Here is a 25397-nt window from a genome sequence, read left to right on the forward strand (position 1 = left end):
AAACAGGGGCCCAGATGGCTAAGACGACAACAGGCGGACGCGGCGGCACAGGCACGCGCGGGCTGCACACCAAGATCAAGAAGAAGGCCGGGACGATCAAGGAATCCTCGCGCCGTTGGCTTGAGCGCCACATTAATGATCCCTACGTCCAGCGATCAAAGGCTGATGGCTATCGGTCGCGCGCCGCGTATAAACTCATCGAAATCAATGATCGTTACAAGATCTTGAAAAAGGGTCAGCGCATTATCGATCTCGGCGCTGCTCCGGGCGGATGGAGCCAGATAGCTGCTTCCATCGTGGAATCGCCCGCACATCAGCCGACAGTCGTTGGCATTGACTATCTGCATATTGATCCGCTGCCGGGTGTTACCTTGCTTGAGATGGATTTTCTCGACGACGCTGCACCGGAAAAACTGATTGAAGCTTTGGGTGGGGAGCCCGATATCGTGATGTCTGATATGGCAGCTCCAACAACGGGCCATCGCCGTACCGATCATATCCGTACAACGCACCTATGCGAAGTTGCCGCCGATTTTGCGGTGTCTGTTCTGCGCCCGGGTGGCCACTTCCTGACCAAGACCTTTCAGGGCGGCACGGAAAATGAGGTACTGACACTTCTCAAGAAGCACTTCAAATCCGTGCATCATGTCAAGCCGCCAGCTTCCCGTGCAGAGTCGGTCGAACTTTATCTTTTGGCCCGAGACTTCAAGGGCAGAGACGTCTGATTGCTATTCGGCAGGCGAAACAACCTTGATTCGTGGCCGATGGCCGGAAACCTCCGCCCCGGCGTCCGCTTTCAAGCCGCGAAATGACAGGCAAGCAAGTCCGGAAACCGCGGCAACGATAAAGAATGCCGTATGAAAGTCTGATAGTTGCAGCGGCCCTCCATGCAACTTTGTAGACACTTCAAGAATGCCGCCAGCGACAGCAACACCCAGGGCTATCGAAATTTGCTGTGCGACAGAACTGATTGGAGTGGCCTGACTGGTCTGTTCATTGGGAATATCCGCATAGGCCAGCGCATTTGTTCCGGTGAAAAACAGCGAACGGAAAAAACCGCCGGCGAGCAATAATAGGATCATCAGCCAATAGGGCGTTGCCGGCGTGAAAAGCCCGTTGACCGCGATAAAGACCGCCGCGACGACGGACCCATACATGAGCGAGTTGCGAAAACCGGTCTTGGCGTAGAACCATTTTGTCACAAGCTTCATGCTCATCGCTCCCAAAGCTGACACGAATGTAATCATGCCTGACTGGAAGGGCGTCATGCCGAAGCCGATCTGAAACATGAGCGGCAGCAGGAAAGGGACAGCGCCAACGCCAATACGAAACAGGCTGCCACCAACGATGGATGCCCGGAACACCTGGTTTTTGAAAAGATCGAGCGCCAGCAAAGGCTCTGGCTTGTTGCGCGCGTGAAAAAGATAAAGAACGGTAGATACAAGTCCAACGGCAAGTGTTGTCAGCCCTACCCATGAGGGCAGCGCAGGCAGGCTGACAACCGACAACCCAAATACGACACCGGAAGCGGCGATTCCGCTCAAAAAGAAACCGATAACATCAAGCGGCCGCCGTACCAGTGTTTCCACGGAAGGCAGGTAGCGTGTGGCAAACCAGATCCCGATTATTCCAATCGGCACGTTGATCAGGAAGATCCAGTGCCAGCTGAAATAGGTCGTGAGAAAACCTCCGACGGGCGGGCCCAATAGCGGTCCGATCAGCGCAGGCATGGTCAGCCACGCCATTGCCCCCACAAGCTCATTGCGCGGCGTTGATCGCACAAGAACGAGACGCCCCACCGGTGTCATCATTGCGCCGCCGACGCCTTGAAGAAAACGCGATACGACAAAGGCCAGCAGCGAATTTGATACCGCGCAGGCGATGGAACCGAGAACAAACACCACGATCGCGGCACGAAACACGTTTTTTGCACCGAACCTGTCTGCCATCCACCCGCTTACGGGGATGAAAACCGCAAGCGAGACGAGATAGGCCGTCAATGCCAGCTTCAGTGCAATGGGGCTCGTCCCAATGTCCGCCGCGATGGCTGGCAGGGATGTCGAAATAACAGTCGAGTCCATCTGCTCCATGAAGAGGGCGACGGCGAGGACGAGTGGAATGACACGGTTCAAAATCTAATCCAGTTCTCAAAGCATTGAGAAAGCGGGTCCGGCGCTGGACAACAGCTCATGAGCGATGCGATAGCACCGGCATTGCTGGTGCTCAAGCCGCGATCAAACAGAAGTGATCTACGCATGTCTTTGTTTTTGGTCTTTCCGCGCTACAACCTGAAAAGCATTCGCACCTCAAGGAGATTGATCCATGTCGACATTTGAGATTTCGCGCCGCGATCTGTTTCTGGCTTCCACTGCGATGGCTGGAGGACTGGCATCAGCCAGTATTATGGGCACCGCTGAAGCTGCCGTGCCGCATTCGGATATACAATCCCCCGGCTTCAAGCGTTTCAAACTTGGTGACTTTGAAATAACCACCTTGCTTGACGGTTTGCGCCCGGGAGACGGGCCTCATCCGACTTTCGGAGCCAATCAAACCCAGGAAACAGTTGCAGAGCTTATGCGCAATAATTTTCTGCCGGAGACCAAGTTCGTCAATGGCTTCACCCCTGTCTTGATCAATACCGGTTCTGACGTCGTGTTGGTTGATACCGGTTTTGGCGTTGGCGGGCGTGAAAATGGTCTGGGCCAGTTGGAAAACAACATGAAAGCAGCCGGATATACGCCGGATGCGGTCACCGTCGTTCTCATCACCCATATGCACGGAGATCATATTGGTGGGCTGATGAATGGCGATAAACCGGCTTTTGCCAATGCGCGTTATGTAGGCGGCCAGATCGAATATGATTTCTGGACAGATGCCGCACGCACAGGAACGCCCGCTGAAAATAACGCGAAAGCGGTCAATGCCAAGGTCAAGCCGCTTGCCGACAAATTTACCTTTATCAAGGCTGGCGATGAGGTTGTGCCGGGTATTACCAGTGAAGCAGCCTATGGCCACACGCCGGGTCACATGATTTTTCATGTAGAGTCGGCAGGCAAGCGCCTGGTTTTGACAGCCGATACCGCCAATCACTATGTGGCGTCGCTGCAACGTCCTGAATGGGAAGTGAGCTTTGACGGCGACAAGGCAATGGCCGCAGAGACCCGTAAGAAGGTTTTCGATAAGATTGCCGCTGATAAAGTACCCTTCATCGGCTACCACATGCCTTTCCCGAGTGTTGGTTATGCGGAAAAGCTGGAAACGGGCTATCGCTTCGTGCCTGCGACCTATCAATTCGACGTTGGGTGACGGGCATTTCTGCTTTGGCAATTGCAAGATTATGTGTCTGAACAGGGCGTAAAGGGCCAGCAGTTGCGTTTACGGCTTTTCAAACTGACATAAGCATGTTACCAGCCCGTGCCAATTCACTTGAATAGACCTTGATCGACGCTCCACCTCACGTGGCGCGTCCTTTAGTCGTATTAGCCGTATGTTAGGAATTGGTAATGGCAAAAATCGTTGAATCCGCAACAGGCGCACTGGCACTGACATTTGATGATGTCCTGCTGCAACCCGGTCATTCCGAAGTTATGCCTGGCCAGACGGATATCCGCACCCGTATCGCAGCTGATATTGAGCTGAACCTGCCTCTCTTGTCTGCCGCCATGGATACTGTCACCGAGTCGCGCCTTGCAATCGCTATGGCGCAGGCTGGGGGCATGGGTGTCATCCATCGCAATCTGACACCGGAATTGCAGGCTGAAGAAGTCCGGCAGGTCAAGAAGTTCGAATCCGGTATGGTCGTAAATCCGGTCACCATCGGCCCGGATGCAACGCTCGCCGATGCGCAGGCGTTGATGCGTGCCCATGGCATTTCCGGCATTCCGGTTGTCGAGAATGCGGGTGAGGGTAGCCGCAAGCCTGGCCGCCTCGTCGGTATCCTGACTAATCGCGATGTGCGTTTCGCATCGGATCCGGCGCAGAAAATCTATGAGCTTATGACGCGCGAGAACCTGATTACTGTTCGCGAGAACAATGTTCAGCACGAAGAAGCCAAGCGATTGCTTCATCAACACCGCATTGAGAAGCTGCTGGTCGTCGACAATAAAGGCCACTGCGTCGGCCTGATTACCGTCAAGGATATGGAAAAGTCGCAGCTTAACCCGAATGCAGCAAAAGATGCGCAGGGCCGTTTGCGCGTTGCCGCTGCTTCCAGTGTTGGCGAAGATGGTTTTGAACGCGCCGAACGCCTCATCGCCGCAGGTGTGGATATTCTTGTCATCGACACAGCGCACGGTCATTCCCAGCGTGTGCTTGATGCGGTTACCCGCGCCAAGAAAATGTCAAATGCCGTGCGGATCATTGCCGGTAACGTCGCCACCGCTGCCGGAACACAGGCTCTGATCGATGCGGGCGCCGATGCGGTCAAGGTTGGAATTGGACCCGGCTCAATCTGCACCACGCGTATCGTCGCCGGTGTTGGTGTGCCGCAGCTTTCCGCCATCATGTCGGCGGTGGAGGCTGCACAGAAAGCCGATATTCCAGTTATTGCCGATGGCGGTATCAAGTATTCGGGCGATTTTGCCAAGGCGCTGGCTGCCGGCGCATCTGCTGCCATGGCCGGCTCTGCGCTTGCCGGCACCGAAGAAAGCCCCGGTGAAGTCTATTTGTATCAGGGCCGTTCATTCAAAGCCTATCGCGGCATGGGCTCCGTCGGCGCAATGGCACGCGGCTCGGCAGATCGCTATTTCCAGGCGGAAGTGCGCGATGAGCTAAAGCTTGTTCCAGAAGGCATTGAGGGTCAGGTCGCCTATAAGGGCCCGGTTTCTGGCGTTCTGCATCAGCTTGCTGGCGGCCTGCGCGCTTCCATGGGTTATGTGGGTGCAAAAAATCTGGAAGAATTCCGCGAAAAGGCTACATTCGTCCGTATTACCAATGCTGGTCTGCGCGAGAGCCACACCCATGATGTCACCATCACCCGTGAAAGCCCGAACTATCCTGGCGGCAACTGATCATCTGAAAGGTGAGGGCGATGTCTGACATCTCCCTCCAAGCCCATTTTTCGGCCATGGCGCGCAACAGCGCCTGGTCAAATCATCGATTGCTGACTGCCTGTGAGCAGTTATCACCTGCCGAATTTGCTCAAGAGCGCACCAGTTTCTTTCCCTCGATACAGCTGACCCTTAATCATAACCTGATCGTCGATCACATATATATGGCTGATATGATCGGCGTTGGTCGGGCGAATATTGGTTTGGAAGGCGACGTACCATTTCCTGCTGCCAGCGACTTGAAGAAGGCACAGGAGGAATTTGATAAGTCACTTATCGATTTTTGTGACGGGTTGAGCGCTGCTGACCTTGCCCGGGTTATATCCATCACATGGAGAACCGGAGACACATCTCGCGAACCGATTTCTCTCGTCCTGTCGCATCTGTTCGTGCACCAGATTCACCACCGCGGGCAGGCCCATGCCATGCTGGCCGGGACAAACGTTCCGCCGCCGCAGCTTGATGAATTCTTTCTCAATTACGACGAGCCACGAAGAACAGGCGAGCCCTATACTTGAAATGCCGCAACCTTCTTTGTTGACAGACAAGACCTGCCGGATTGTGTTAGATAATTCATAATACTGCTGGGGTTGGCCATAACCAATCCATGCAGGCGTGTCACTCTTTGCGTTGATGGCAGCCCATGACCGTTTTACCTTCTTCATTGCTGAAAGTACTGATCAGTGTTTTTGCGGTGCTGTTCTTATTGACGTCACCAGTTTTTGCTCAGAGTGCACCAGCTGCCGAGCCGACCACACCGACGAAAGTTGACCAGTTTATCCAGCTGCTGTCCGACCCCGAAGTGAAGACATGGCTGGAAAAGGAGCTGGCAAAACCGACACCTCCTGTGGCTACCGGTACAGTGACATCAGAATCCGCGACCATGACAAAATCCATGGTCTCGTCTTCTCTCGACACGGTGAAACAGCATATTGAACGTACCGCCAGAACAATCCCGGACCTGCCGAGACAGTTCATGCAGGCGCGTTCCACAATTATGTCCGAGCTGAGCGACCGCGGTCTCTTGGGTGTATTCCTGCTGGTAGGTATTTTTATTGCTGCCGGTATCGCATTGCAGAGACTGGTTTACCGCCTGACAGTGCGATATCGTCGATGGCTCATCAGCTTATCGAAGGATACGCCGCAGGGCAGGGCGAAGAAAATCAGCGCCCGTTTTCTATACTCCGGCCTCATGATCCTCGCCTTCAGCGTCGGCAGCACAGGCGCTTTCATGATTTTCGAGTGGCCGCCATTATTGCGTGAGATCGTGCTTGCTTACTTGACCGCTGCAACCGGCACCTGGGCTGTCAATGTGTTCTGCAAGGCAGGATTGATCACATCCAGCATGCAGGTCGCGCACTCGGAGGAAGTGCGAGCATTGCCAATATCAGACGAAACGGCCGATCACTGGAGCCATTGGCTTGTCATCATTGCCGGCTGGTTCCTGTTTGTGGATGCAACCTTCTCGCTGCTGCCGCTTTTGGGTCTGACCTCAGACGGGATTGTCGCACTGGCCATACCGGCAAGTTTTGTCCTGTTGTGTCTTGGGCTGGTTGCTATATGGCGCCGTCCGCGCGCTTCGGTTGCGGAGGGCAAAAAGCAGTTGGTCAGTCATGTTGCCGCGACATGGCTGATGACGGTCTATTTTATCGGACTTTGGTTGCTCCAGCTGACGGGAGCCTGGGTGCTTTTCTCGGTTGTCGCGCTTGCATTCGTGATCCCACTGCTCGTCATCATAGCGCACAAGGCGGTCCATTTCATATTGCGGCCTGCAACAGCCGAAGCAGGGGGCGCAACTGTTCCCGCCGTTACGCTTGCGGTCGTTGATCGCGGCATTCGCGTCGCGTTGATCTTGCTTGCCATATTCATTACGGCCCGCATGTGGGGCGTCGGCATGTCCAGCATGCAGAACCTCCAAAACCCGACAACGACGCTGATTGTTCGCGGTATTGTCAATACGCTGGTCATCGCTCTTGCTGCAGACTTCGGCTGGAGCATCATAAAGGCATTGATCGAGCGCAAGCTTGGTGTCCATCATCACGCACAGGAAGAACATGCCGAGATCGATCCGCAGCAGGCACGGTTGCGTACTCTGTTGCCGATCATTTCCAATATTCTGTTCGCTTCTCTTCTGATCATGGCAATCCTGATGATCCTCTCTTCGATTGGTATTCAGATCGGACCGTTGATTGCCGGTGCAGGCGTCGTCGGTGTTGCTATCGGCTTTGGTGCCCAGACGGTCGTGAAGGATGTTATTTCAGGTGTTTTCTACCTTCTGGATGATGCTTTTCGCATTGGAGAATACATCAGCAGCGGGAAATATATGGGCACGGTTGAAAGTTTCAGCCTCCGCTCGATCAAGCTTCGCCACCATCGTGGTCCGGTTTTCACCATACCCTTCGGCGAGTTGGGAGCAGTGCAGAACCAGAGCCGCGATTGGACGATGGACAAGTTCAATATCACCGTAGGCTTTGACACAGATATTGAAGCTGCGCGAAAGTTGATCAAACGTGTGGGAGCTGAGCTTGCAACTGATCCAGAATTTGCCCCTTGGGTCATTGAACCAATCAAAATGCAGGGTATTCAGGAATTTGGCGAGTACGGCATAGTGCTGCGTATGAAGATGACGACAAAACCTGGCGGAGCCTTCGCAATGAAGCGCAAATTCTTCATCGCCGTGCGCAAGGCTTTCAAGGAAAACAACATTGAACTGCCTGTCCCAACTGTCCACGTGCAGAAAGGCGAAGAAACCGCACCGGTCGTGGCTCAGAACCATACTGCGCGCCGCAAGCGCGCAGCCGTATTAAAGGCAGCTGAAGACGCCGCCTGATCTTATGGGATAATTTTGCGTGCCTTCAGATCATCGAAGACACGCAGAAACATTTCCTCCGTGTGGATATACTCATGAAAGCCGGCGCGCCGCAGTTTTGTCCCGTCGGCAAAGAAATCATAATCCCAGCCGAAAACGAAATCGCCAAAGCCCCACGCGGAGACGTCGGAATAGGGCGTTGGCGCAAGACCGTGCTTTTCCACCATCTGCTCCCACAGTTTCGCTTTGTCAGCCATGATGACATTAAGTGACATGGGCAAAGGTGGGGCAACATCCAAGCCGAAATATTGCGCAATTCTGGGCCATAATTCGCTCCAACGGAATAAATCGCCATTATTGATGTTGAAGGCCTGATTGCCGCATTGCGGATTAGTCGCAATGAATACAGTCGCGCGTGCCAATAGACCGGCATCCGTCATTTCCAGGAGGCTGTGATATGCGCCGGGCTTTCCTGGAAAACGCAATGGAATACCAAGCTCCTTCGACATGGACGCATAGACAGCAATGACCGACGCCAGATTCATGGGATTACCCAGAGCAAAGCCGATAACCACAGAAGGGCGCAATGCCGACCAGTTCCAGCTTTTGCCCTTTTGCAACGCTTCAAGGAAATCCTGCTGGTCGATGTTGAATTCCGGCGGCATGTGATTGGCGTCGGTTTCGCGTGCCGGCGTTTTGAACGGGCCCAGATGTGCACCATAGACCTTATAGCCTTGCATGAGACTGATATGTTCAAGGCTTGGCGCAATCGGCTCGATTGCATTCACCACATTGACCAGCATTGCCAGATTGGGCGCGACCAGCTCGGCCCAGCTTGGACGATCCTGGTAGGCCGCATAAAATATGTGAGTGATATTGGTCAGATGGGAAAGCTTGGCTTTTGCCTCTGCCGCATTAAGAAGATCGACGGCGATATGACTGACTTTCCCTACCGTCTCACCGCCTCGCCGTGACAGACCAACAATATCCCAATCGCCAAGCTCGACCAGATGCGCAATAAGATTGCTACCGATAATGCCATTGGCACCGACAACAACTGCCTGCTTCGTTTTTTCCGTCATTTGAACCGCTCCATTTTGCTGGAGGGAATATCATCCATGCAGAATTGTTTGTGTAGAGCGTCAATAATGATATGATTCATAAGAGAAACTTTGAGGTTAGTGATGGATCGGTTATCGGCGATGAAAACTTTCGTGCGCGTCGCAGAGCTTGGAACTCTGTCCGCCGCTGCACGTGAGCTTGGCCTGACACAGCCCGCCGTCAGCCAGCAGATCGCTGCTCTTGAACGTCATCTGGGTATCAGCCTTTTTCATCGTTCGACGCGTCAGCTTGTCGTGACTGAGGGAGGCGAAACCTACTATCGGCGCGCCCTTGCAATATTGCATGCGGTGGATGAAGCGGAAGAGGGCGCCACCGCCTATTCCACTGCGTTACGAGGTAGTTTGCGTATCCACGCGCCCGTCGGCTTTGGCCAAATGTACCTCGCTCGCTTTGTAATCAATTTCCAGCAGCAGCATCCGGATTTGCGGTCTGAACTGGTCCTCGACGACCGCATTGCCGATCTGATCACCGATAATGTCGACGTGGCTATCCGGTTCGGCGCAATGAAATCATCTGACTTGATTGCACGTAAACTCGGCTCATTTGACAGGGTTCTGGTCGCCTCTCCAGACTACATCACCACACATGGCAGCCCGGTCACGCCGGATGATCTCGTCAAGCACGGGTTTGTCCGTTTCATTTGGTCCCCGCCGGGAGAAATGGTGCCTTTGATAGGGCCAGATGGTTCGGTCGATGCGGCAATCAGGTCTGTTTTCCTCGCCAATAACGCATTTGTGCTCAATGACGCTCTCTGCGCAGGCCTTGGTATTGGTGCCGCACAGCTGCCGCTTGTTCAACCCTTGATCAATGGTGGAAAGTTGGTTCGCATATTGCCGGATTATGGATATGCGCCGATGGACATCCATGCCGTATATGCCAGCGGGCGTTTCCTGCCACGCAAGATCAAGCTGTTCGTCGAATATCTTTTGGCGGAAATGAGATCGATACCGGGCTTGCATATGGTCAATTCCCGCACATAAGCACCGTCAGTAAATTATGCATAGGGACGATGGAGAATTTCCGCAGTCTCCTTTATTGGGAACATTCCGGACAGCAGGAGAACGCCATGTCACAGACACAAATTTTCTGGCCCATGATCACTTTGACCTTTCTGATCTATTGCGTTTATTTACTGCTCTTTCTTCGGCGCCGGCGGGCGGTCATGAGCGGTCAGGCCAAGCTTCAAGAGTTCATCATTCCAACGAGCGAGCCGGAAATCAGCGCAACGACGATCCGCAACCTGGGCAATCTCTACGAAGTGCCACTGTTGTTCTATGTCGTTTGCCTGTCACTCTATGTGGTCAACGGCGTATCATATCTCGCTGTGGTCATCGCCTGGCTCTTTGTCGGCGCGCGGCTGGCTCATACGTTTATTCACGTCACGACGAACCGGCTTCGTTATCGGCAGCCGATTTTCGTATTGGGCTTTATTCTCAATGGCGTTCTTTGGATCATGCTGGCAATGCACCTTCTGCTGCCACCAGTGGTTTAAGTTTAAGCCACCAAATCAGCCAATTCTTTTTCTGAAACGGTCAATTTGCGGCCGCAATCCATGATGACAGCCGCAAGCGCCTCAAAATCTTCGCGTCGTTTGCTCTGCTTTCGCCAGATCAACCCTATTTCACGGGCGGGTTCAGGAGCGGCAAAAGATGAAATCCTTACATTATTGCGGCCAGCCTCGGTCCGAACGGCTATTTCCGGAATTAATGTGAGACCCATGCCGTGGCTGACCATCTGCAATAATGTCGCCAGACTGGTCGCGCCATAATTGACGAGTTGTCTTTGCTTGACGCTGGTACATACAGCCAAGGCCTGATCGCGCAGGCAGTGGCCTTCTTCCAGCAGCAGCAGGCGCTCAACAGCAACATTCTCCTGCGTCATGGGCGATGAAAGAATATCCGTGTCGTTGCTCGATGTGGCGATCAGAAAACGATCACGGAAAAGCGGCATCGAGACTGTGCCCTCGCCATCGATAGGCAGCGCGGCGATCAGGACATCGAGATCACCAAGCCGCAAATCCTCCACCAGCTTCGAGGTTAAAGCTTCGCGCAGTTCAATGGAAAGATCCGGATAGTTGTCGTGCAGGTGCGGGATGAGTATCGGCAGCAGATAGGGCGCTATGGTTGGAATGATTCCGAGACGCAGGCGACCCAGCAAAGTGCCGCGCTTTTCCAATGCCAGATCTTCCAATGAGCGGATTTCATCAAGAATGCTCTGGATTTTAGGCAGCAATTTGCGACCCATATCTGTCAAAACAACCGAGCGACGGGTCCGCTCAAACAATGTCGTACCAAGTCGCGTCTCCATTTCCGCTATTTGGGCTGAGAGAGCAGGCTGCGATATACGCGCCGCCTCTGCTGCCTTGCGAAAGTGCAGCGTGGTGGCGAGGATATCAAAATAGCGCATTTGCCGTACAGAAAACATGATAGGTAAATCCTATCAATAATAATTCTAAATACAATTGGAAACTATGATTGGAATAGTTCTATTCTGGAATCAGAGGTCAGCTGAAGCTGCGCCGATCATTTCAAAGCTCGAGACAATCAAGGGAGAAGCCCCATGGCTGACCGTCCAACATTGACGACAACCGCCGGTGCACCGGTATCGGACAATCAGAATTCCAGAACTGCAGGTGAGCGTGGTCCGGTACTGCTTGATGATTATCAGCTGCTTGAAAAGCTCGCGCATCAGAATCGCGAGCGCATTCCTGAGCGCGTGGTTCATGCCAAAGGTTGGGGCGCATTTGGTACATTGAAGATCACCGGCGATATTTCGCGTTACACCAAAGCCAAGGCTCTGCAGCCCGGTGCAGAAACTCCATTGCTTCTGCGTTTCTCGACTGTTGCCGGTGAGCTTGGCGCTGCCGATGCTGAGCGTGATGTGCGCGGTTTTGCGTTGAAGTTCTATACAAGCGAAGGCAATTGGGATCTCGTCGGCAATAATACGCCGGTATTCTTCGTTCGCGATCCACTGAAGTTCCCGGATTTCATTCACACGCAGAAGCGTCATCCACGCACCAATCTGCGTTCTGCCACTGCCATGTGGGACTTCTGGTCGCTTTCACCCGAAAGTCTGCATCAGGTAACAATTCTCATGTCGGATCGCGGCCTGCCAGTCGCGCCGATGTATATGAATGGCTACGGCTCCCATACCTATTCTTTCTGGAACGATGCCGGTGAACGTTTCTGGGTCAAGTTCCACTTCAAGACGCAGCAGGGTCACAAGTTCTACACAAACGCGGAAGCCGAAACCCTTATCGGCAAATCTCGTGAAACCTATCAGGAAGAACTCTTCGGCGGCATCGAGCGCGGTGAATTCCCGAAATGGACTGTTCAGGTTCAGGTCATGACCGAAGCTGAAGCCGAACGTACGAGCTATAATCCATTTGATCTGACCAAGGTCTGGCCGCATGGTGAATTCCCGCCGATTGAAATTGGTGTGATGGAACTCAACCGCAATGCGGACAATTATTTCGCCGAAATCGAACAGGCTGCTTTCTCGCCATCAAACGTTGTTCCGGGCATCGGCCACTCACCTGACAAGATGTTGCAGGCACGTGTTTTCTCCTATGCTGACGCCCATCGCTATCGTCTTGGCACGCATTATGAGGCGCTTCCGGTTAACCAGCCGAAATGCCCTGTTCATCACTATCACAAGGATGGCCAGATGAATTTCTTCGGCCAGAAAACCGGCAATGTGGATGCTTATTATGAGCCCAACAGCTTTTCCGGCGCAGTAGAACAGCCTTCGGCCAAAGAGCCGCCGCTCAAGCTTTCGGGCGATGCGGACCGCTTCAACCACCGCATCGGCAATGATGATTACGGTCAGGTAACCGCATTGTTCAACCTCTTCGATGCTGGTCAGCGCTCGCGACTCTTCTCTAACGTTGCTGCGGCAATGGGCGGCGTTCCAAGCGAGATCATCGAGCGCCAGTTGGTGCATTTCGCCCGTGTTCACCCGGATTATGAAGCCGGTGTGCGTGCCGCTTTGAAAGAGGCACATGGCTATGAGGCCAATGCTATCTCCAACGAGGAAAAAGACGTCGCTGCCGAATAGGCCGACGCGAACAACGAACAATAGAAAGCCGGGGCGCAAGCCCCGGCTTTCTTTTATTGTCGCAGCCATGTATGCGACAGTGAAAGAGTTGGAAAAGCTCTAAGGCTAACAAGGAATTCATATGCGACTTGGCGGACGCCTGCAGGCGGCAATCGAAGTTCTCGAAGATATTGAAAATCGCAAGCGTCCCGCCTCGGATGCTTTGAAGGATTGGGGGTTGTCGCATCGTTTCGCCGGAGCTGGTGACCGTGCTGTCATTGGTAATATTGTCTATGATGCGCTGCGCCGGAAATTGTCGCTCGGTTGGCGCATGGATAGCGATGCGGCACGCCATATCGCTTTTGGTGTTCTGCTGTCCGATGCCGAACTGAATATTGAAGATATCAATGCCGCGCTTGAAGGCGACAAGTTTGCTCCAGAACCTCTCGATGCAGATCGTTTGGCTATTTGGGAATCGCGTGATTTGGTGTCTGCCCCCGATCATATTCGTGCCGATGTGCCGGAATGGTGCGTGCCACATTTCCAGGCGATCTTCGGCGATAAATGGGTGGAAGAAGCGGCAGCATTGAGCGACCGGCCTCCTGTTGATCTTCGCGTCAATACGTTGAAGGCTGACCGCGAAAAGGTGCTGAAAGAACTGGCACGCGCTGGAGCTAATCCCGCGCCGCTGCTGGAAACGGCTATTCGTGTGCCGCCTTTACGCGCCATGGGTCGTCATCCAAACGTACAGGCTGAGCCAGCCTTCCAGCGCGGATTGTTCGAGGTGCAGGACTTGGGCTCGCAGATTGCAGCCAAGCTCAGCAATGCTAAGCCAGGCGAACAGGTGCTGGACTACTGCGCCGGTGCAGGCGGCAAGACGCTTGCCCTGGCTGCCGAGATGAATAATAAGGGACAGATCCACGCCTATGATGCGGAACGCGCGCGTTTGGCACCTATATTTGACCGCCTCAAGCGGGCAGGGGTACGCAACGCACAGGCCCATGCCAATATAAGCGATCTCGTTCCGCTGGAAGGCCAGATGGATCTGGTTCTTGTTGACGCGCCATGCACCGGTTCAGGAACATGGCGGCGCAGGCCGGATGCAAAATGGCGATTGAGCGAGCAACAGCTGGAGCGGCGCGAAGTTGAGCAGCGCCAGGTGTTGGATGCCGCCAAGGCTTATGTGAAGCCGGGTGGACGTTTGGTCTACATTACCTGTTCGCTTTTCGCTCCCGAAAACGGCAATCAGGTTTCAGCATTTCTAGCGGCAAACCCCGAATACGGCGTCATCGACAGCCAGCCGATCTGGAGCCAGGCTGTGTCTGAAGACAAGGACCTCAGACCATTGTTTAAAGATGGAACCACGATCCTCTCTCCGTTTTCAACATCAACCGATGGCTTCTTCATTTCGGTTCTCAGGCGGGAAAAATAAGGCTACAACCGGCGCAAGTCATTCACAGGAATATTCCTATGTCTCGTTCCATGGTGCTTTTGCTGTTTTTGGTTTTAGTCGTTGGTGGTGGGCTTGCAATTGGTTACATAACCCTTCCGGGTGAATGGTATGCCAGTCTGGTCAAGCCATCATTCAATCCGCCGAACTGGCTTTTTGCTCCCGTCTGGACAGTTCTTTACGTCATTATCGCTCTTGCTGGCTGGCGCGTATGGGATCGTGGTCTGGCATCCCCCCAGCAATTCTGGTGGGCACAACTTCTATTCAATTTTCTTTGGTCGCCGAGTTTTTTCGGGCTCCAGCAAATGGGTCTTGCACTGGTCGTCATCGTGCTTCTGCTGATTTCGATTATAGGCTTCATCAAAGTGAGCTGGAGCAAAGAGCGCACATCGGCAATTTTGTTTCTCCCTTATCTGGCATGGGTGGCCTTCGCGACCCTGCTTAACGCTTCCCTTTATTGGCTGAACCCGGCAGGCTGAAATGTTTGATTATGTGACCCCGATTGCTGGCAAACGCGTTCTGTTTGCCATGGCCGCAACTGCCGAATATGGCCATCACTTGCAAAAACTTTTTACGCCGCTGATCACTGGCGTCGGCCCCGTGGAATCGGCCGTCAGCGTTTCGTCCGTTCTCGCACATTTGGGGGCCACATCGTCCTTGCCGGATTTGGTCGTATCGTTGGGTTCTGCCGGATCCCGCATTCTTGAACAGACCGAAATCTATCAGGCGACCAGTGTGTCCTATCGGGACATGGATGCCTCGCCGCTAGGGTTTATCAAGGGTGCCACGCCATTTCTTGACCTGCCGGTGAAGCTCCCACTCGATTATCGCATTCCGGGTATAAAGGAAGCGACACTGTCCAGTGGTGCCAACATCGTCTCGGGCAAAGCCTATGATCTAGTTGACGCGGATATGGTGGAAATGGAGACGTTCTCCATCCTTCGTGCCTGCCATCGTTTCAATCTCCCTTTGATCGGTCTGCGTGGAATTTCCGATGGCGCAGAGGAGCTTCAGCATCTCGGGGATTGGACTGAGTATCTGCACGTAATCGATGAGAAACTGGCAGTGGCTGTTGAGACCATGGCTGATGCAATCGAAGATGGAACAATCAATTTATAATGCAACATTTAAAACAGGCTTCCCTTCTGAAACCCATTGCTTCATTGCATTGAGAAGTTCTTTGGTTGGGAAATCTAAAATATCTTCGTCGGAGAAACTGGCTTCTAGTTGCCTCTCGTAATGGATGCAAAAGAAACACCAGTGCTATTAATCCACCCTGTTAACAATCGGAATCAGTTTGTCAGTAAGCTTTGACAACCCATTGCGCCTAACCGACATTTGCTTTAAAGGCCCGCCATGAACACTCCCACTCATCCCGATACAGTCCTCATCGTCGATTTCGGCAGCCAGGTAACACAGCTGATTGCGCGTCGCGTTCGCGAAGCCGGTGTCTATTCCGAGATCGTTCCCTTCCAATCAGCTCAGGAAGCGTTCCACCGCATCAAGCCAAAAGCGGTCATTCTTTCCGGCAGCCCGCATTCAACTGTCGATATTGGCAGCCCGCGCGCGCCGCAGGATGTATTCGATTCCAATGTCCCGGTTCTTGGCATCTGCTATGGCGAACAGACCATGTGCGCACAGCTTGGCGGCAAGGTTGAAAGCGGGCATCATCGCGAATTCGGCCGCGCTTTTCTTGATATCCAAGAAGAATGCGCGCTATTCGACGGTATATGGGCCAAGGGCACGCGTCATCAGGTTTGGATGAGCCATGGCGATCGTGTCGTCTCGATTCCTGAAGGCTTCAAGGTTGTCGGCACCTCGACTGGCGCGCCTTTCGCCGCCATCGCAGACGAAGCCAGAAAATATTACGCCGTGCAGTTTCATCCTGAAGTCGTGCATACGCCTGATGGCGCAAAGCTCCTCCAGAACTTTGTCCATCGTATTGCAGGGATTGAGGGTGATTGGTCCATGTCGGCCTACCGCGAAAAGGCGGTCGATCTCATTCGCAAACAGGTTGGTGACAAGAAAGTCATCTGCGCCCTATCAGGCGGGGTTGATTCGTCCGTAGCGGCTTTGCTCATCCACGAAGCGGTTGGCGATCAGCTTACATGCATCCTTGTGGACCATGGTCTGATGCGTAAGGGCGAGGCGGCAGATGTCGTCAGCATGTTCCGCGAGCACTATAATCTGCCGCTTATTCTTGTGAATGCACAAGATCGTTTCATTGACGCGCTCGAGGGCGAAAGTGATCCGGAAAAGAAACGCAAGACGATCGGCCGGCTCTTCATTGAAGTCTTCGAGGAAGAAGCCAAGAAACTTGGCGGCGCGGATTTCCTTGCTCAAGGCACGCTCTATCCAGATGTGATTGAAAGCGTTTCCTTCACCGGCGGTCCTTCAGTGACGATCAAGTCGCATCACAATGTTGGCGGCTTGCCTGAACGCATGAATATGAAGCTCGTCGAGCCTCTGCGCGAACTTTTCAAGGATGAAGTGCGTGTGCTCGGTAAGGAGCTTGGCCTGCCGGATCATTTCATTGGCCGTCATCCTTTCCCGGGTCCAGGTCTGGCAATCCGTTGCCCGGGCGGCATTACCCGCGAGAAGCTTGAAATCCTGCGTGAAGCAGATGCCGTCTATCTCGACGAAATCCGCAAGGCCGGACTCTATGATGTGATCTGGCAGGCTTTCGCTGTTCTCTTGCCCGTGCAGACTGTTGGCGTCATGGGTGATGGACGCACCTACGAATTTGTCTGCGCCCTGCGCGCGGTGACATCGGTCGATGGCATGACGGCGGATTTCTATCACTACGATATGAACTTCCTCGGTCAGGCAGCAACTCGGATTATCAATGAGGTTAAAGGCATTAACCGCGTCGTTTATGACGTGACATCGAAGCCCCCAGGCACAATCGAATGGGAGTGAAGGCGCGTACTGAAGAGTAGAGCGGGATCGAGCAGCGTGTTAACAGCGATGTTGTCCCAGCATAGGTGAAGCGAGCCGCAACATTGTCGCCTTCGGCGATCGTTTCCTCTAGAGTCCACTGGATGTCAGGAAAGCCGCCGCGCATCATTTCGATGATCTCGAGATATCCAGCAGGTCCGACCACCGGCTCGGGACGTGTTAAACAATTGAGCGGCCTTTGTCTTGCCGATCTTCACAAGATCGGCTGGGGGATCAGACCTTCTCGGCGCCCTATTAGGTAAGTCTCATGTGCCTGCGAACATGCGGACGGTTCTTGAGTATGTCCGACCGACCCGAATTTCGCTACCGTCGACCAAAACCGCAATCAATGCCGAGAAGGGCGCTTGCTTCAGTTTGGCAATGCAGTTCCGACGCACGATTGCGCCACGATGAATGCGCATGAACTCGGAAGCGTCAAGCCGCCGTTCCATTGATGCAAGGCTTTCATGGTGTAGAAAATATCGATCCGTGGTGTGTATCCGTACATAGTCCCGGTCGGCTTCGATCCAATTTATCTTTTCCAGCGGCAGCCGAATGGCATCGCCTTGATGCTTGAGCCAAAGATCGGTCTGCCGCGCCTCGTCTTTGCGCAAGGCCAGGCGCAGGGCAAGAATTGTTTCCTGAAGTTCTTCGACACGTTCGACACTATTGCGTGCCTCGACGGCAAGGCGAGCGCGAACCATGGCAGAATGCAACCGGGATGGTTCTATGGGCTTGGTCACATAGTCGACCGCGCTTGCGTCGAAAGCGCGAAGAGCGTGATGATCAAATGCCGTCACGAAGATAATAACGGGCACATCTGTTCCCAGTTGTTCAAGCACATCGAACCCGCTGCCACCCGGCATCTGAATATCGAGTAGCATGATGTCGGGCATTAACTCACGGGCATGGTCATAGGCCTGACGGACGTCGCCTGCTTCTCCTATTGTCCGAAATCCCGGCAGGGCATCGAGCATGCGAACCAACCTCCGGCGCGCCAATGGTTCGTCGTCAACGATGAGTACCGAAAGGTCCTTCATGCGAGCCTCAAAGGCATGGTCAGGGAGGCCTTGAAGCGGCTCGGGGTGATATATCCCGCCACGCACGAGCCTGAACCCGGAAAGCGGGTTTCCATGCGATGGGCAACGTTTTTCAACCCTATTCCCATGCCGTGCGTACGGCGCGGATTTGGTGCATCAGAAACATCATTCTCGACGGAAAGGTTCAGAACCTCGCCAACGCGACCGGCGCTGATCAAAATCTCGACCATTCCAGGCTTGTCGCTGACGCCATGCTTGACGGCATTTTCGATGAGCGGTTGCAGGATGAGGCTCGGGACGAGCGCATTCTCCAATTCCCGTGCCACATCGACACGCACCTTCATGCGATCCGAAAAGCGCTCCCCTTCAATATTTAAATAGCCGGTTTGCAATGTCAGCTCGTCCGCCAGTCTTACATCGTTGAGAGGATCAAGCTCCAGGGTGGTGCGCAAGAACGATGAGAGGGATAAAACCATGCGGCCTGCTCCCACGGTATTTCCTTCTTCAACCAGACCCGCAATCGAATTGAGCGTGTTGAAAAGGAAATGCGGGTTTACCTGGTATCGCAAGGCCCGCATCTGAGCTGACAGGGCTTCCTCACGCGATGCAGCCAGACGCCGCTCGTTTTCCCTTATCTCGAAGCTGTAGAGCAAGGCGACGAAGAGGCAGGACCAGCCCAGGAAAACAGACATGCCATAAACCAGGGTGTAACCGAAATTCGTCCAGTTGAATGTAACCGTTTGAGGCAACATGTAGACATAATATATCGCAAAATCGATGTAGGCGTTGATCACGGCGGCAACGAGGGACAACGTGAAACAGGTCATGATTTTGACCGCCAGATGCACATTGTGCAGCCGGTAAATGATGAAGGAAATCGCGAATGTCATTGCGATGCTGAACAGCATCAAAATGAGTTTTCCTATAGCAGATTCGAGGGGGTCGACGCCGAGAATTCCCCACAATATGCTGCTGATGATAAACTCGGTTGACCAGTAAAAAATGCCGAGCCAAACCGTGGCACTGCGCACCTTGGCACCATAGAACCCACCATCCGCCAATTTTGCTTCGCTCACTTGCCCCATATGCTCTTTATCTTCCAATGCGTCCCTCGTGTCGAGAACCGCTCGTCGATCAAAAGCAGCCGTTCATAGAAAAGCCAAGCGCTTCGTCCGATAGCGGCGTCGTTGGTAGAAAGGCGATTCTTCCCCGTTGGGTTTTGCGGTAGCCGTTTGTGTATGGTGCTTCCCCGTGCCGTTATTATCGGGGGCATTTCAATTCTTGATCGAAGCCCATAACGCCTGTGGAATAAATGTGACGGAACGACCAGAAAAAAGTCGAACGATTATAGCGGATGATCATCCACTGTTTCGCGAAGGGTTGCGCCGCATTGTCCAACGCCTTTATCCATTTGCTGAAGTGCAGGAAGCGGGCAGCCTGGGTGAAATGTTGGCCTTGGCCCGCACCGGACCAGCGCCAAGCACATTTATTCTTGAGTGGGTTTTTCCTGGTCTCGATCCTGCCAGATCAATCGCGGATTTACGGCAGGAATTCAGGGATTCTTCTATAATCCTTCTGTCAATGCTGGATGATGCAGCAATAATCGACCGAATTGCCGACATGGGCGCGAATGGCTTTATCAGCAAAGCCGTGATGCCTGACGAAGTAAGCGCCGCGATACGCAGCATCGAAGACGGAGAGTTTGTTATCAAACGATCATCGTCGGTAACATCATCTCCCAGCAGCCATCGATCTGACTTTTCTTTTCTCACAGCACGGCAACGCGAGGTCTTGCGGTTGATTGCAGAGGGAAAAACCAACAAAGAAATTGGCCGGAAACTGGACATTTCTCCATACACCGTAAGCATTCATGTATCGGCGCTTTTGCGGGTTTTGAATGTAAGCTCGAGATCGGCAGCAGCCGCCAAGGCGGTCATTGGAGGTTTCGACAGTCGAGCATAGCCGCAAGTCCGGATAAACCTTGGACAAACCTGCTATTGCCGCTGAAGCTCGACTGTTCGTTTGAGGGCGGTTTCGAAGCCTTTGAGCGATACCGCGAAGGTGAGGTCCTTTTCTGTATCGCTGGCAAAAACGCCGAGGTTCAAAACCTTTCCTTTACGCAACACATTGGCGGTGGCGCCGGTGAATGTCAGCGGGACAATGCAGCCTCCCGGCATACAGGTGCGGAACCGCGATGGCTTTCCCGCTGGGCTATCATCAATACGGAACGAGACACCTTTCTCAAGATAAAGGCCGAAGGGCAGGGCGAGATTGCCCTTCAGCCCGGTTTCGCCTTCGGGCGTGAATTCGAGTGTCAGAACCCGTTGGCCGTTCTTGTGCATTTGTTGTTGAAACAGGATGCAATGGCGTTTGGCCTCCCGAACCTCGCAATTCACGCTCCAGTCTTCATAGGTTTCCGCAAGAGAGGAAGGGGCGGCTGCTGGCTTGGTTGCGTCTGTCTGGGCATGAAGCGGAGTGGCAGCGAGTATACTCGCCGCCACTCCGAAAGTCAGATGCTGCAGACGCATCAGAATTTTACGCCGAGCTTCGCATCGACGGCATTCTGGGTGAGGCCGGAGCCGAACTGGCCGGTATAGCTCACGCCCAGCGTGGCCCGGTGGCTGAGCTTGAAGTCAACGCCTGCCTCGACAAGAGCCGTATCCTCGGCAATCGGTACGCCTGCTGTCGAGAAGGCATTGCCGGTAGCAAAGGCAAGTGTCGAGGATGGTGTGATATCGCCGAAGGCGTGCTGCCAGCCGAGCGTGCCGCGTATCTCGACATCCGTTGCTCCCAGCGAAAAGGGAGCCGACGCCCGTAGACCCAATGTAGTGAAGGTCGTGTCGGTTGTCTCGCTGTGTGCCCTCAGTCCGGCAATGCCGCCTGTTTCGCTGAAGCCATCGGTCTTCACGCGGACATGTGCCAGATTGGCAAAGGGCTCAAACGCGACCCTTTTTGTGTCGATCCGGTAGCCCAGTTCACCAAAGGCCTGGAATGTAGCCGCATCATAATCAGCGCTCAGATGTTCTTCGAAGCCGGAGAAAGCTGCCGTGCGAGACGTTTCGATCGAGTGCCAGCTATAGCCAAGGCCGGACCGCAAGGACACGGCACCCCAATGACCACCGCCATAGACACCGACATGATAATTATCGCTGTCGCCGGACGAGCCTCGGCCGTCCATATCGAAGCTGGAACGGCTGTATCCTGCCATCACACCCAGACGCCAGCTTTCAGCAAGAGCAGCATCAAAGCCGGTAACAAAACCGCCGGTCGACTGGTCGAGCTTTGACGCATTGCCATTTGACTTTGTCTCGCTCCATGCACCAAATGCCTGCCCCCACGCAGCCATTACCGGCACATCTGCCGGTGCAAGCGCCTTGGCGTCCGGGCCATAGCCCATGACGGGCACATCCACTGCAGCCACATCGCCAAAGGCTGCGCGGATACGGTCATTGATGGCATTGCGCAGTTGGTGGCTGTCATTGATCAACGCCGTCTTGGTTGAGGCATGCACCTCGCCAGACAATTGATTGTAAGCAACACGGGCGTTGTCGGCACTCAAAGACGCTATCCGATTGAATAGCGCTAGTGATGGACCGCTTTGGGCAAGGCTGCCCAAGGCTCCTGCCGTGTTGTACTGATTGTCTGTCTGCGCGACTGTCTGGAATATATGGTTGATCGGACCTGGCTGTGTTGGTTTTCCCGGTCCAGGTTCACCCGGCTTGGGTTCGGTGGGGCCTCCCGGGTCGCCTGGGCCACCTGGATTGCCCGGTTCACCCGGATTGCCTGGTCCCGGGCCGGTGCTCTTGACTGCGATCTTCAGATCAACCTGGTTTGCCTTTTGATCCAGTGACACGTCCAGAAATGCTGATTTCGACACGGCTTGAGCAAATTGCCCATCAATGCCTTTCTCTGCCGTCAGTATCGTATAGGTCTGGCCGTTCTGGTAACTCGTTGCAGAATCGAGGGCATTGACCTCGACATTCACATTATTTCCGATTTGAGCTACGCCGCTGGGCCGGAAAAGCCCGATAACCGCATTTGGACCAATATCCTTGACGACGATCTTATCGCTTGAGCCGTTGCCTGCGACATCGGCCTCATAGACCGAGCCGTCCTGAAACTCCAGCGCACCCATGACAGTCAGTGTTCCAGCCGAGTTGTTGCCTGGAGCAATTCGTGCGTTCGTTTCCAGCGTGACGGAACCAACCGTACCCGAACCCCCAAGTCGTCCGAAAAGGGTAGGATCACGATCGGCATTTTCATTGTTGGACTGGGCACCCCAAACCTGAATGTCATTGCTGTAACGCGTGAATTCGTCCGCGCCAGAGGTCGTTTTATAGGTGCGCCCCGCAATGCCATCGACAATCAACGTGCCACTTTTAACAGCGAATTTTGATTGGCTTTGCTCTCCCACATCCTGGTCAAGATTGGTCGTGTCCATATTGCTCTTGATGACAAGTTTCGCGTTCTTGCCATCCACATTGATGGTGCCATCACCGCCATTTCCGGTATAAAACTGCGAAAGATCACCTGTCACAATTGTTTCGCCCGAATAGACGTCAATCTGACCGCCACCGGTCAGCGTGTTGGAGAACATGTATCCGCTGTTTGTATGGTTGAAGACCAGCTTGTTATTGGAAAGCGGGTCATTCACGAATTTGATGGCCGTTTCTGAATCTATCCGGCCAGCGGCTTTTGCATCGGCCAGCACGGTATTTCCGTTTTGATCTTTTTTGACGCCGCCGCCGATAAAGAGAATGCTATTGAGGCTCATCCCGCTTGTGGTTTTTACGAGCCCTCCATCCGAAACAGTGACAAATCCCTCGGCTGTCAGTTTGCCGTCAATATCGAGCAACGAGCCGTCACCGGCGACAGACAGAGAGCCCAGATCGTTCACCCTCATCGACTTGGTGGTTACAAGACCACCGCTTTCGAGGCCGATGGATCCCACATCAACCAAGATGTTTGCAGCTTCAAGACGCCCGCCATCGGAAATGATTGTTCCACCTTCACCGAAATCTGCGTCTTGAACAAATGTCTCATCGACGTGGAGGAGAGACCCTTGTCCTGTCACCTTGCTCACTGACTCAAGGAGCAACGACTTGGTCTTGACCTCGCCGCCGTTTTCAACCCTTAGTCCGCTGCGGTTTGCCATGTGACCGCTGTTCAGCCATTGGGAGCCAGCACCACTGACGAGTGCGGCGCCACCTTGCCTGTTTAAAGAAACAGTGTTGGTGATGATCTTCCCCTTGTCCAGAACTGAGATCGGATCAGTAATCGCGTCAGATCCATCAAGGCCGGTAAATTCGTTGGCGTTGAGAATTGAACCTTCGCCCGTAACGACCAGAACGCCTTGCGAACCATCGAAAATAGCGCTGCTCAATTGTAAAGAATTGACATCAACCTTGCCGCCATTCTCAATAATCAACTTGCCCTTGCCGTAGGTATTTCCCAAGCCGCCAATATAGAGGAGGTCACCTGTAAGGTTCCATTCTGCACCGGGTCCCGAAACGGTCACAACGCCGGAGTATGGATTGTCCCGGCTGCCGCCTTGGCCGATATAGCCATTTCTGCTGTAAGCTTTGACGCCCGAAATCAGCAAGTCCGCTTGAACGCCGTTGACAGTGCCCACGCGCAAATCGCCGTTGATAGCGCCATTCGTTCCGTTTGCAGATGTCCAATTATCAGCACCCGAGGCCAAAGTGCAGTTGGTAATCGCGTTGCTGCCCGTGCCTGTCGTCACACATTGTGTCTGCGCCTGCGCTGGAGTGAAACTTGCCCCCAATATAAGTGTCGAGAGGGTCAGTCCCGAAACGATGCCTGTGCGCATGTGCGCCAAAGTTGTTGTGCTCAGGAGATTGCGTTTCAATGTTTTCGGTCTGGTAGTGCTCAAGATGCTGCCCCTCGAAGTCTGTCGAATCTACATGTGTCAGCCGGGCAACGGCATTCAGAGCAAACAACTCTTATACCGCATCCCGGCTCACTGATTCAAAGTATAGGGAAGGGGCTTGGCGTTAAGCCATTAGTGCAAGTTCACTACTGTGGATGTTTGTATGCTTTTGAAGTACGCGCTTGCGGAGGCATCCATGTAAAAAAATGGCAGGCCGCAATTCAGCGGCGGCTTGTCGCGGAAATTGTTTTCTTGAAAATTGTAGCCTTAAAACTGGTCTGGTCGCCTGCGCATGATTGCTTATCAATCGCACGCAGGCTGAGTATCTCATTTCGTCAGCCGTGCAACTTGTCATTCAAACCAATTGGCTTGCGCAAGATGCACCGGCTTTCGATGTATTCTTAGTAATAGCAACCCCAGGGACCACAACGCCGATAATAGCCTGGGTAATGATTCCGCTCGGCTGCAACTCCGAGCGCTACGCCCCCGAGAACGCCCACTGCGGCCCCAAGAGCCGCGGCATTTCCGGCCTCGTTGGATTGCCGGCGGTTTTGCTCATAACTTGCGGATACGCAACGCCGATGCGCTTTCGAACCCGATTTCAATCCGGCGGAATCACATGTTTGCTTTGCTTCCACAGCGGATTCCTGCGCAGTCTGACACCCAGCCAACATCAGTGCGATGCAGCTGATAAATATAATATTTCGCATAAGTTCCCCCAATAGCGATGTATAATAATACTTTTAACTCCCTAGTTTATGGGGCAACTCAAGGTCAACGAAGTTCGTATAGTGAAGATTTGCTATTGATTTACTTGAAAATATTCTTGTCGAATAAATGAGACTTAAATTTAAGCATTTGAGATTAATAAAGAGGCTATGCTTTTGGAGAGTGGTGATTTGTAAAGGTCATCGCATCAATATGCCAGGCTGTTTTCCGCGCCACCGCGCATCCACCAACGCTCTTTCCAAAAATTTATGTTCCGGGTGAAAGGCGCCCCGATTGTTGCGTGCATTGCGGGAAGCCCCTGAAACGCTTCGCTATTCCTTTCTAAAACGCTCTTGCA

The 25397-nt window shown here is 53.5% G+C and carries 21 protein-coding genes; 13 read left to right on the plus strand and 8 right to left on the minus strand.

All coding sequences use genetic code 11. The annotated features are described in order from the left end of the window. Positions 1-14: 14 nt before the first annotated feature. On the plus strand, positions 15-725 hold the full coding sequence (locus AC6CHM_RS10680) for an RlmE family RNA methyltransferase (protein ID WP_115055179.1): 711 nt from the start codon (positions 15-17) through the stop codon (positions 723-725). 3 nt (positions 726-728) lie between these two features. On the opposite strand, the gene AC6CHM_RS10685 is transcribed toward AC6CHM_RS10680, so the two are convergent. Further along, positions 729-2132, minus strand: coding sequence for a DHA2 family efflux MFS transporter permease subunit (locus AC6CHM_RS10685; protein ID WP_115055178.1), 1404 nt, complete (start codon positions 2130-2132; stop codon positions 729-731). A 190-nt stretch (positions 2133-2322) separates the two neighbouring features. Between AC6CHM_RS10685 and AC6CHM_RS10690 the strand changes: the two genes are divergently transcribed. From AC6CHM_RS10690 to AC6CHM_RS10705, 4 genes are all read left to right on the plus strand, one after another. Then, entirely contained in the window at positions 2323-3306 is a 984-nt protein-coding gene (locus AC6CHM_RS10690; RefSeq protein ID WP_115055177.1) for an MBL fold metallo-hydrolase, read from the plus strand. Between the two features lie 197 nt (positions 3307-3503). Continuing rightward, on the plus strand, positions 3504-5009 hold the full coding sequence (gene guaB, locus AC6CHM_RS10695; RefSeq protein WP_115055176.1) for an IMP dehydrogenase: 1506 nt from the start codon (positions 3504-3506) through the stop codon (positions 5007-5009). A 20-nt stretch (positions 5010-5029) separates the two neighbouring features. Beyond that, positions 5030-5566: a DinB family protein gene (locus AC6CHM_RS10700; protein WP_307283102.1), complete on the plus strand. Its 537-nt coding sequence runs from the start codon at positions 5030-5032 to the stop codon at positions 5564-5566. 125 nt (positions 5567-5691) lie between these two features. After that, positions 5692-7878, plus strand: coding sequence for a mechanosensitive ion channel family protein (locus tag AC6CHM_RS10705; protein ID WP_498173121.1), 2187 nt, complete (start codon positions 5692-5694; stop codon positions 7876-7878). A gap of 2 nt (positions 7879-7880) precedes the next feature. Here AC6CHM_RS10705 and AC6CHM_RS10710 read toward each other — a convergent pair whose 3' ends face one another. Then, a complete protein-coding gene (locus AC6CHM_RS10710) occupies positions 7881-8939 on the minus strand; it encodes an SDR family oxidoreductase (protein ID WP_498173122.1) in 1059 nt (352 codons plus the stop codon). Positions 8940-9059: 120 nt separating this feature from the next. On the opposite strand from AC6CHM_RS10710, the gene AC6CHM_RS10715 reads away from it, so the two are divergent. Continuing rightward, a complete protein-coding gene (locus tag AC6CHM_RS10715) occupies positions 9060-9959 on the plus strand; it encodes a LysR family transcriptional regulator (RefSeq protein WP_498173124.1) in 900 nt (299 codons plus the stop codon). Between the two features lie 86 nt (positions 9960-10045). Further along, positions 10046-10471, plus strand: coding sequence for an MAPEG family protein (locus AC6CHM_RS10720; RefSeq protein ID WP_498173127.1), 426 nt, complete (start codon positions 10046-10048; stop codon positions 10469-10471). 2 nt (positions 10472-10473) lie between these two features. Here the strand turns inward: AC6CHM_RS10720 and AC6CHM_RS10725 are convergent, their stop codons facing one another. Then, positions 10474-11403 (minus strand): hydrogen peroxide-inducible genes activator, encoded by a 930-nt coding sequence (locus AC6CHM_RS10725; RefSeq protein ID WP_115055170.1) that lies wholly within the window; start codon positions 11401-11403, stop codon positions 10474-10476. 135 nt (positions 11404-11538) lie between these two features. Between AC6CHM_RS10725 and katA the strand changes: the two genes are divergently transcribed. The 5 genes from katA to guaA all read left to right on the plus strand — a co-directional run bounded on the left by katA (position 11539) and on the right by guaA (position 17383). Beyond that, on the plus strand, positions 11539-13035 hold the full coding sequence (gene katA / locus AC6CHM_RS10730) for a catalase KatA (protein WP_354342406.1): 1497 nt from the start codon (positions 11539-11541) through the stop codon (positions 13033-13035). Positions 13036-13156: 121 nt separating this feature from the next. Beyond that, positions 13157-14446 (plus strand): RsmB/NOP family class I SAM-dependent RNA methyltransferase, encoded by a 1290-nt coding sequence (locus AC6CHM_RS10735; RefSeq protein WP_115055168.1) that lies wholly within the window; start codon positions 13157-13159, stop codon positions 14444-14446. A gap of 38 nt (positions 14447-14484) precedes the next feature. Beyond that, a complete protein-coding gene (locus AC6CHM_RS10740; protein ID WP_498173130.1) occupies positions 14485-14943 on the plus strand; it encodes a TspO/MBR family protein in 459 nt (152 codons plus the stop codon). 1 nt (position 14944) lies between these two features. Further along, positions 14945-15583: a 5'-methylthioadenosine/S-adenosylhomocysteine nucleosidase gene (locus AC6CHM_RS10745; RefSeq protein WP_115055166.1), complete on the plus strand. Its 639-nt coding sequence runs from the start codon at positions 14945-14947 to the stop codon at positions 15581-15583. A 237-nt stretch (positions 15584-15820) separates the two neighbouring features. Further along, positions 15821-17383, plus strand: a complete 1563-nt coding sequence (guaA, locus tag AC6CHM_RS10750) for a glutamine-hydrolyzing GMP synthase (RefSeq protein WP_115055165.1) — start codon at positions 15821-15823, stop codon at positions 17381-17383. On the opposite strand, the gene AC6CHM_RS10755 is transcribed toward guaA, so the two are convergent. The 3 genes from AC6CHM_RS10755 to AC6CHM_RS10765 all read right to left on the minus strand — a co-directional run bounded on the left by AC6CHM_RS10755 (position 17325) and on the right by AC6CHM_RS10765 (position 19544). Further along, positions 17325-17567 (minus strand): ester cyclase, encoded by a 243-nt coding sequence (locus AC6CHM_RS10755; RefSeq protein WP_498173134.1) that lies wholly within the window; start codon positions 17565-17567, stop codon positions 17325-17327. The two genes, guaA and AC6CHM_RS10755, sit on opposite strands and share 59 nt — an antisense overlap. A 100-nt stretch (positions 17568-17667) precedes the next feature. Beyond that, positions 17668-18441: a LytR/AlgR family response regulator transcription factor gene (locus AC6CHM_RS10760; RefSeq protein ID WP_115055150.1), complete on the minus strand. Its 774-nt coding sequence runs from the start codon at positions 18439-18441 to the stop codon at positions 17668-17670. Beyond that, positions 18438-19544, minus strand: coding sequence for a sensor histidine kinase (locus AC6CHM_RS10765; RefSeq protein ID WP_498173137.1), 1107 nt, complete (start codon positions 19542-19544; stop codon positions 18438-18440). Before AC6CHM_RS10765 ends, AC6CHM_RS10760 begins: the two co-directional genes overlap by 4 nt. A 211-nt stretch (positions 19545-19755) precedes the next feature. On the opposite strand from AC6CHM_RS10765, the gene AC6CHM_RS10770 reads away from it, so the two are divergent. Next, the gene (locus tag AC6CHM_RS10770; RefSeq protein ID WP_307283136.1) at positions 19756-20403 is read left to right on the plus strand and encodes a response regulator transcription factor; all 648 of its coding nucleotides are present in this window, start codon (positions 19756-19758) and stop codon (positions 20401-20403) included. Positions 20404-20435: 32 nt separating this feature from the next. Here the strand turns inward: AC6CHM_RS10770 and AC6CHM_RS10775 are convergent, their stop codons facing one another. Together AC6CHM_RS10775 and AC6CHM_RS10780 are read right to left on the minus strand one after the other, a co-directional pair. Then, a complete protein-coding gene (locus AC6CHM_RS10775) occupies positions 20436-20969 on the minus strand; it encodes an invasion associated locus B family protein (protein ID WP_115055148.1) in 534 nt (177 codons plus the stop codon). Further along, positions 20969-24334, minus strand: a complete 3366-nt coding sequence (locus tag AC6CHM_RS10780) for an autotransporter domain-containing protein (protein WP_498173141.1) — start codon at positions 24332-24334, stop codon at positions 20969-20971. The genes AC6CHM_RS10775 and AC6CHM_RS10780 overlap by 1 nt, the downstream gene beginning before the upstream one ends. Positions 24335-25397: the final 1063 nt, after the last annotated feature.

The organism is Phyllobacterium sp. GQ127, from assembly GCF_059758635.1.

Coding starts and splice junctions, on each gene's coding strand:
- AC6CHM_RS10690 (WP_115055177.1), top strand. CDS start 2,323: ATGTCGACATTTGAGATTTCGCGCCGCGATCTGTTTCTGGCTTCCACT.
- AC6CHM_RS10775 (WP_115055148.1), bottom strand. CDS start 20,969: ATGCGTCTGCAGCATCTGACTTTCGGAGTGGCGGCGAGTATACTCGCT.
- AC6CHM_RS10720 (WP_498173127.1), top strand. CDS start 10,046: ATGTCACAGACACAAATTTTCTGGCCCATGATCACTTTGACCTTTCTG.
- katA (WP_354342406.1), top strand. CDS start 11,539: ATGGCTGACCGTCCAACATTGACGACAACCGCCGGTGCACCGGTATCG.
- AC6CHM_RS10700 (WP_307283102.1), top strand. CDS start 5,030: ATGTCTGACATCTCCCTCCAAGCCCATTTTTCGGCCATGGCGCGCAAC.
- AC6CHM_RS10715 (WP_498173124.1), top strand. CDS start 9,060: ATGAAAACTTTCGTGCGCGTCGCAGAGCTTGGAACTCTGTCCGCCGCT.
- AC6CHM_RS10735 (WP_115055168.1), top strand. CDS start 13,157: ATGCGACTTGGCGGACGCCTGCAGGCGGCAATCGAAGTTCTCGAAGAT.
- guaA (WP_115055165.1), top strand. CDS start 15,821: ATGAACACTCCCACTCATCCCGATACAGTCCTCATCGTCGATTTCGGC.
- AC6CHM_RS10680 (WP_115055179.1), top strand. CDS start 15: ATGGCTAAGACGACAACAGGCGGACGCGGCGGCACAGGCACGCGCGGG.
- AC6CHM_RS10725 (WP_115055170.1), bottom strand. CDS start 11,403: ATGTTTTCTGTACGGCAAATGCGCTATTTTGATATCCTCGCCACCACG.
- guaB (WP_115055176.1), top strand. CDS start 3,504: ATGGCAAAAATCGTTGAATCCGCAACAGGCGCACTGGCACTGACATTT.
- AC6CHM_RS10710 (WP_498173122.1), bottom strand. CDS start 8,939: ATGACGGAAAAAACGAAGCAGGCAGTTGTTGTCGGTGCCAATGGCATT.
- AC6CHM_RS10745 (WP_115055166.1), top strand. CDS start 14,945: ATGTTTGATTATGTGACCCCGATTGCTGGCAAACGCGTTCTGTTTGCC.
- AC6CHM_RS10760 (WP_115055150.1), bottom strand. CDS start 18,441: ATGAAGGACCTTTCGGTACTCATCGTTGACGACGAACCATTGGCGCGC.
- AC6CHM_RS10740 (WP_498173130.1), top strand. CDS start 14,485: ATGTCTCGTTCCATGGTGCTTTTGCTGTTTTTGGTTTTAGTCGTTGGT.
- AC6CHM_RS10705 (WP_498173121.1), top strand. CDS start 5,692: ATGACCGTTTTACCTTCTTCATTGCTGAAAGTACTGATCAGTGTTTTT.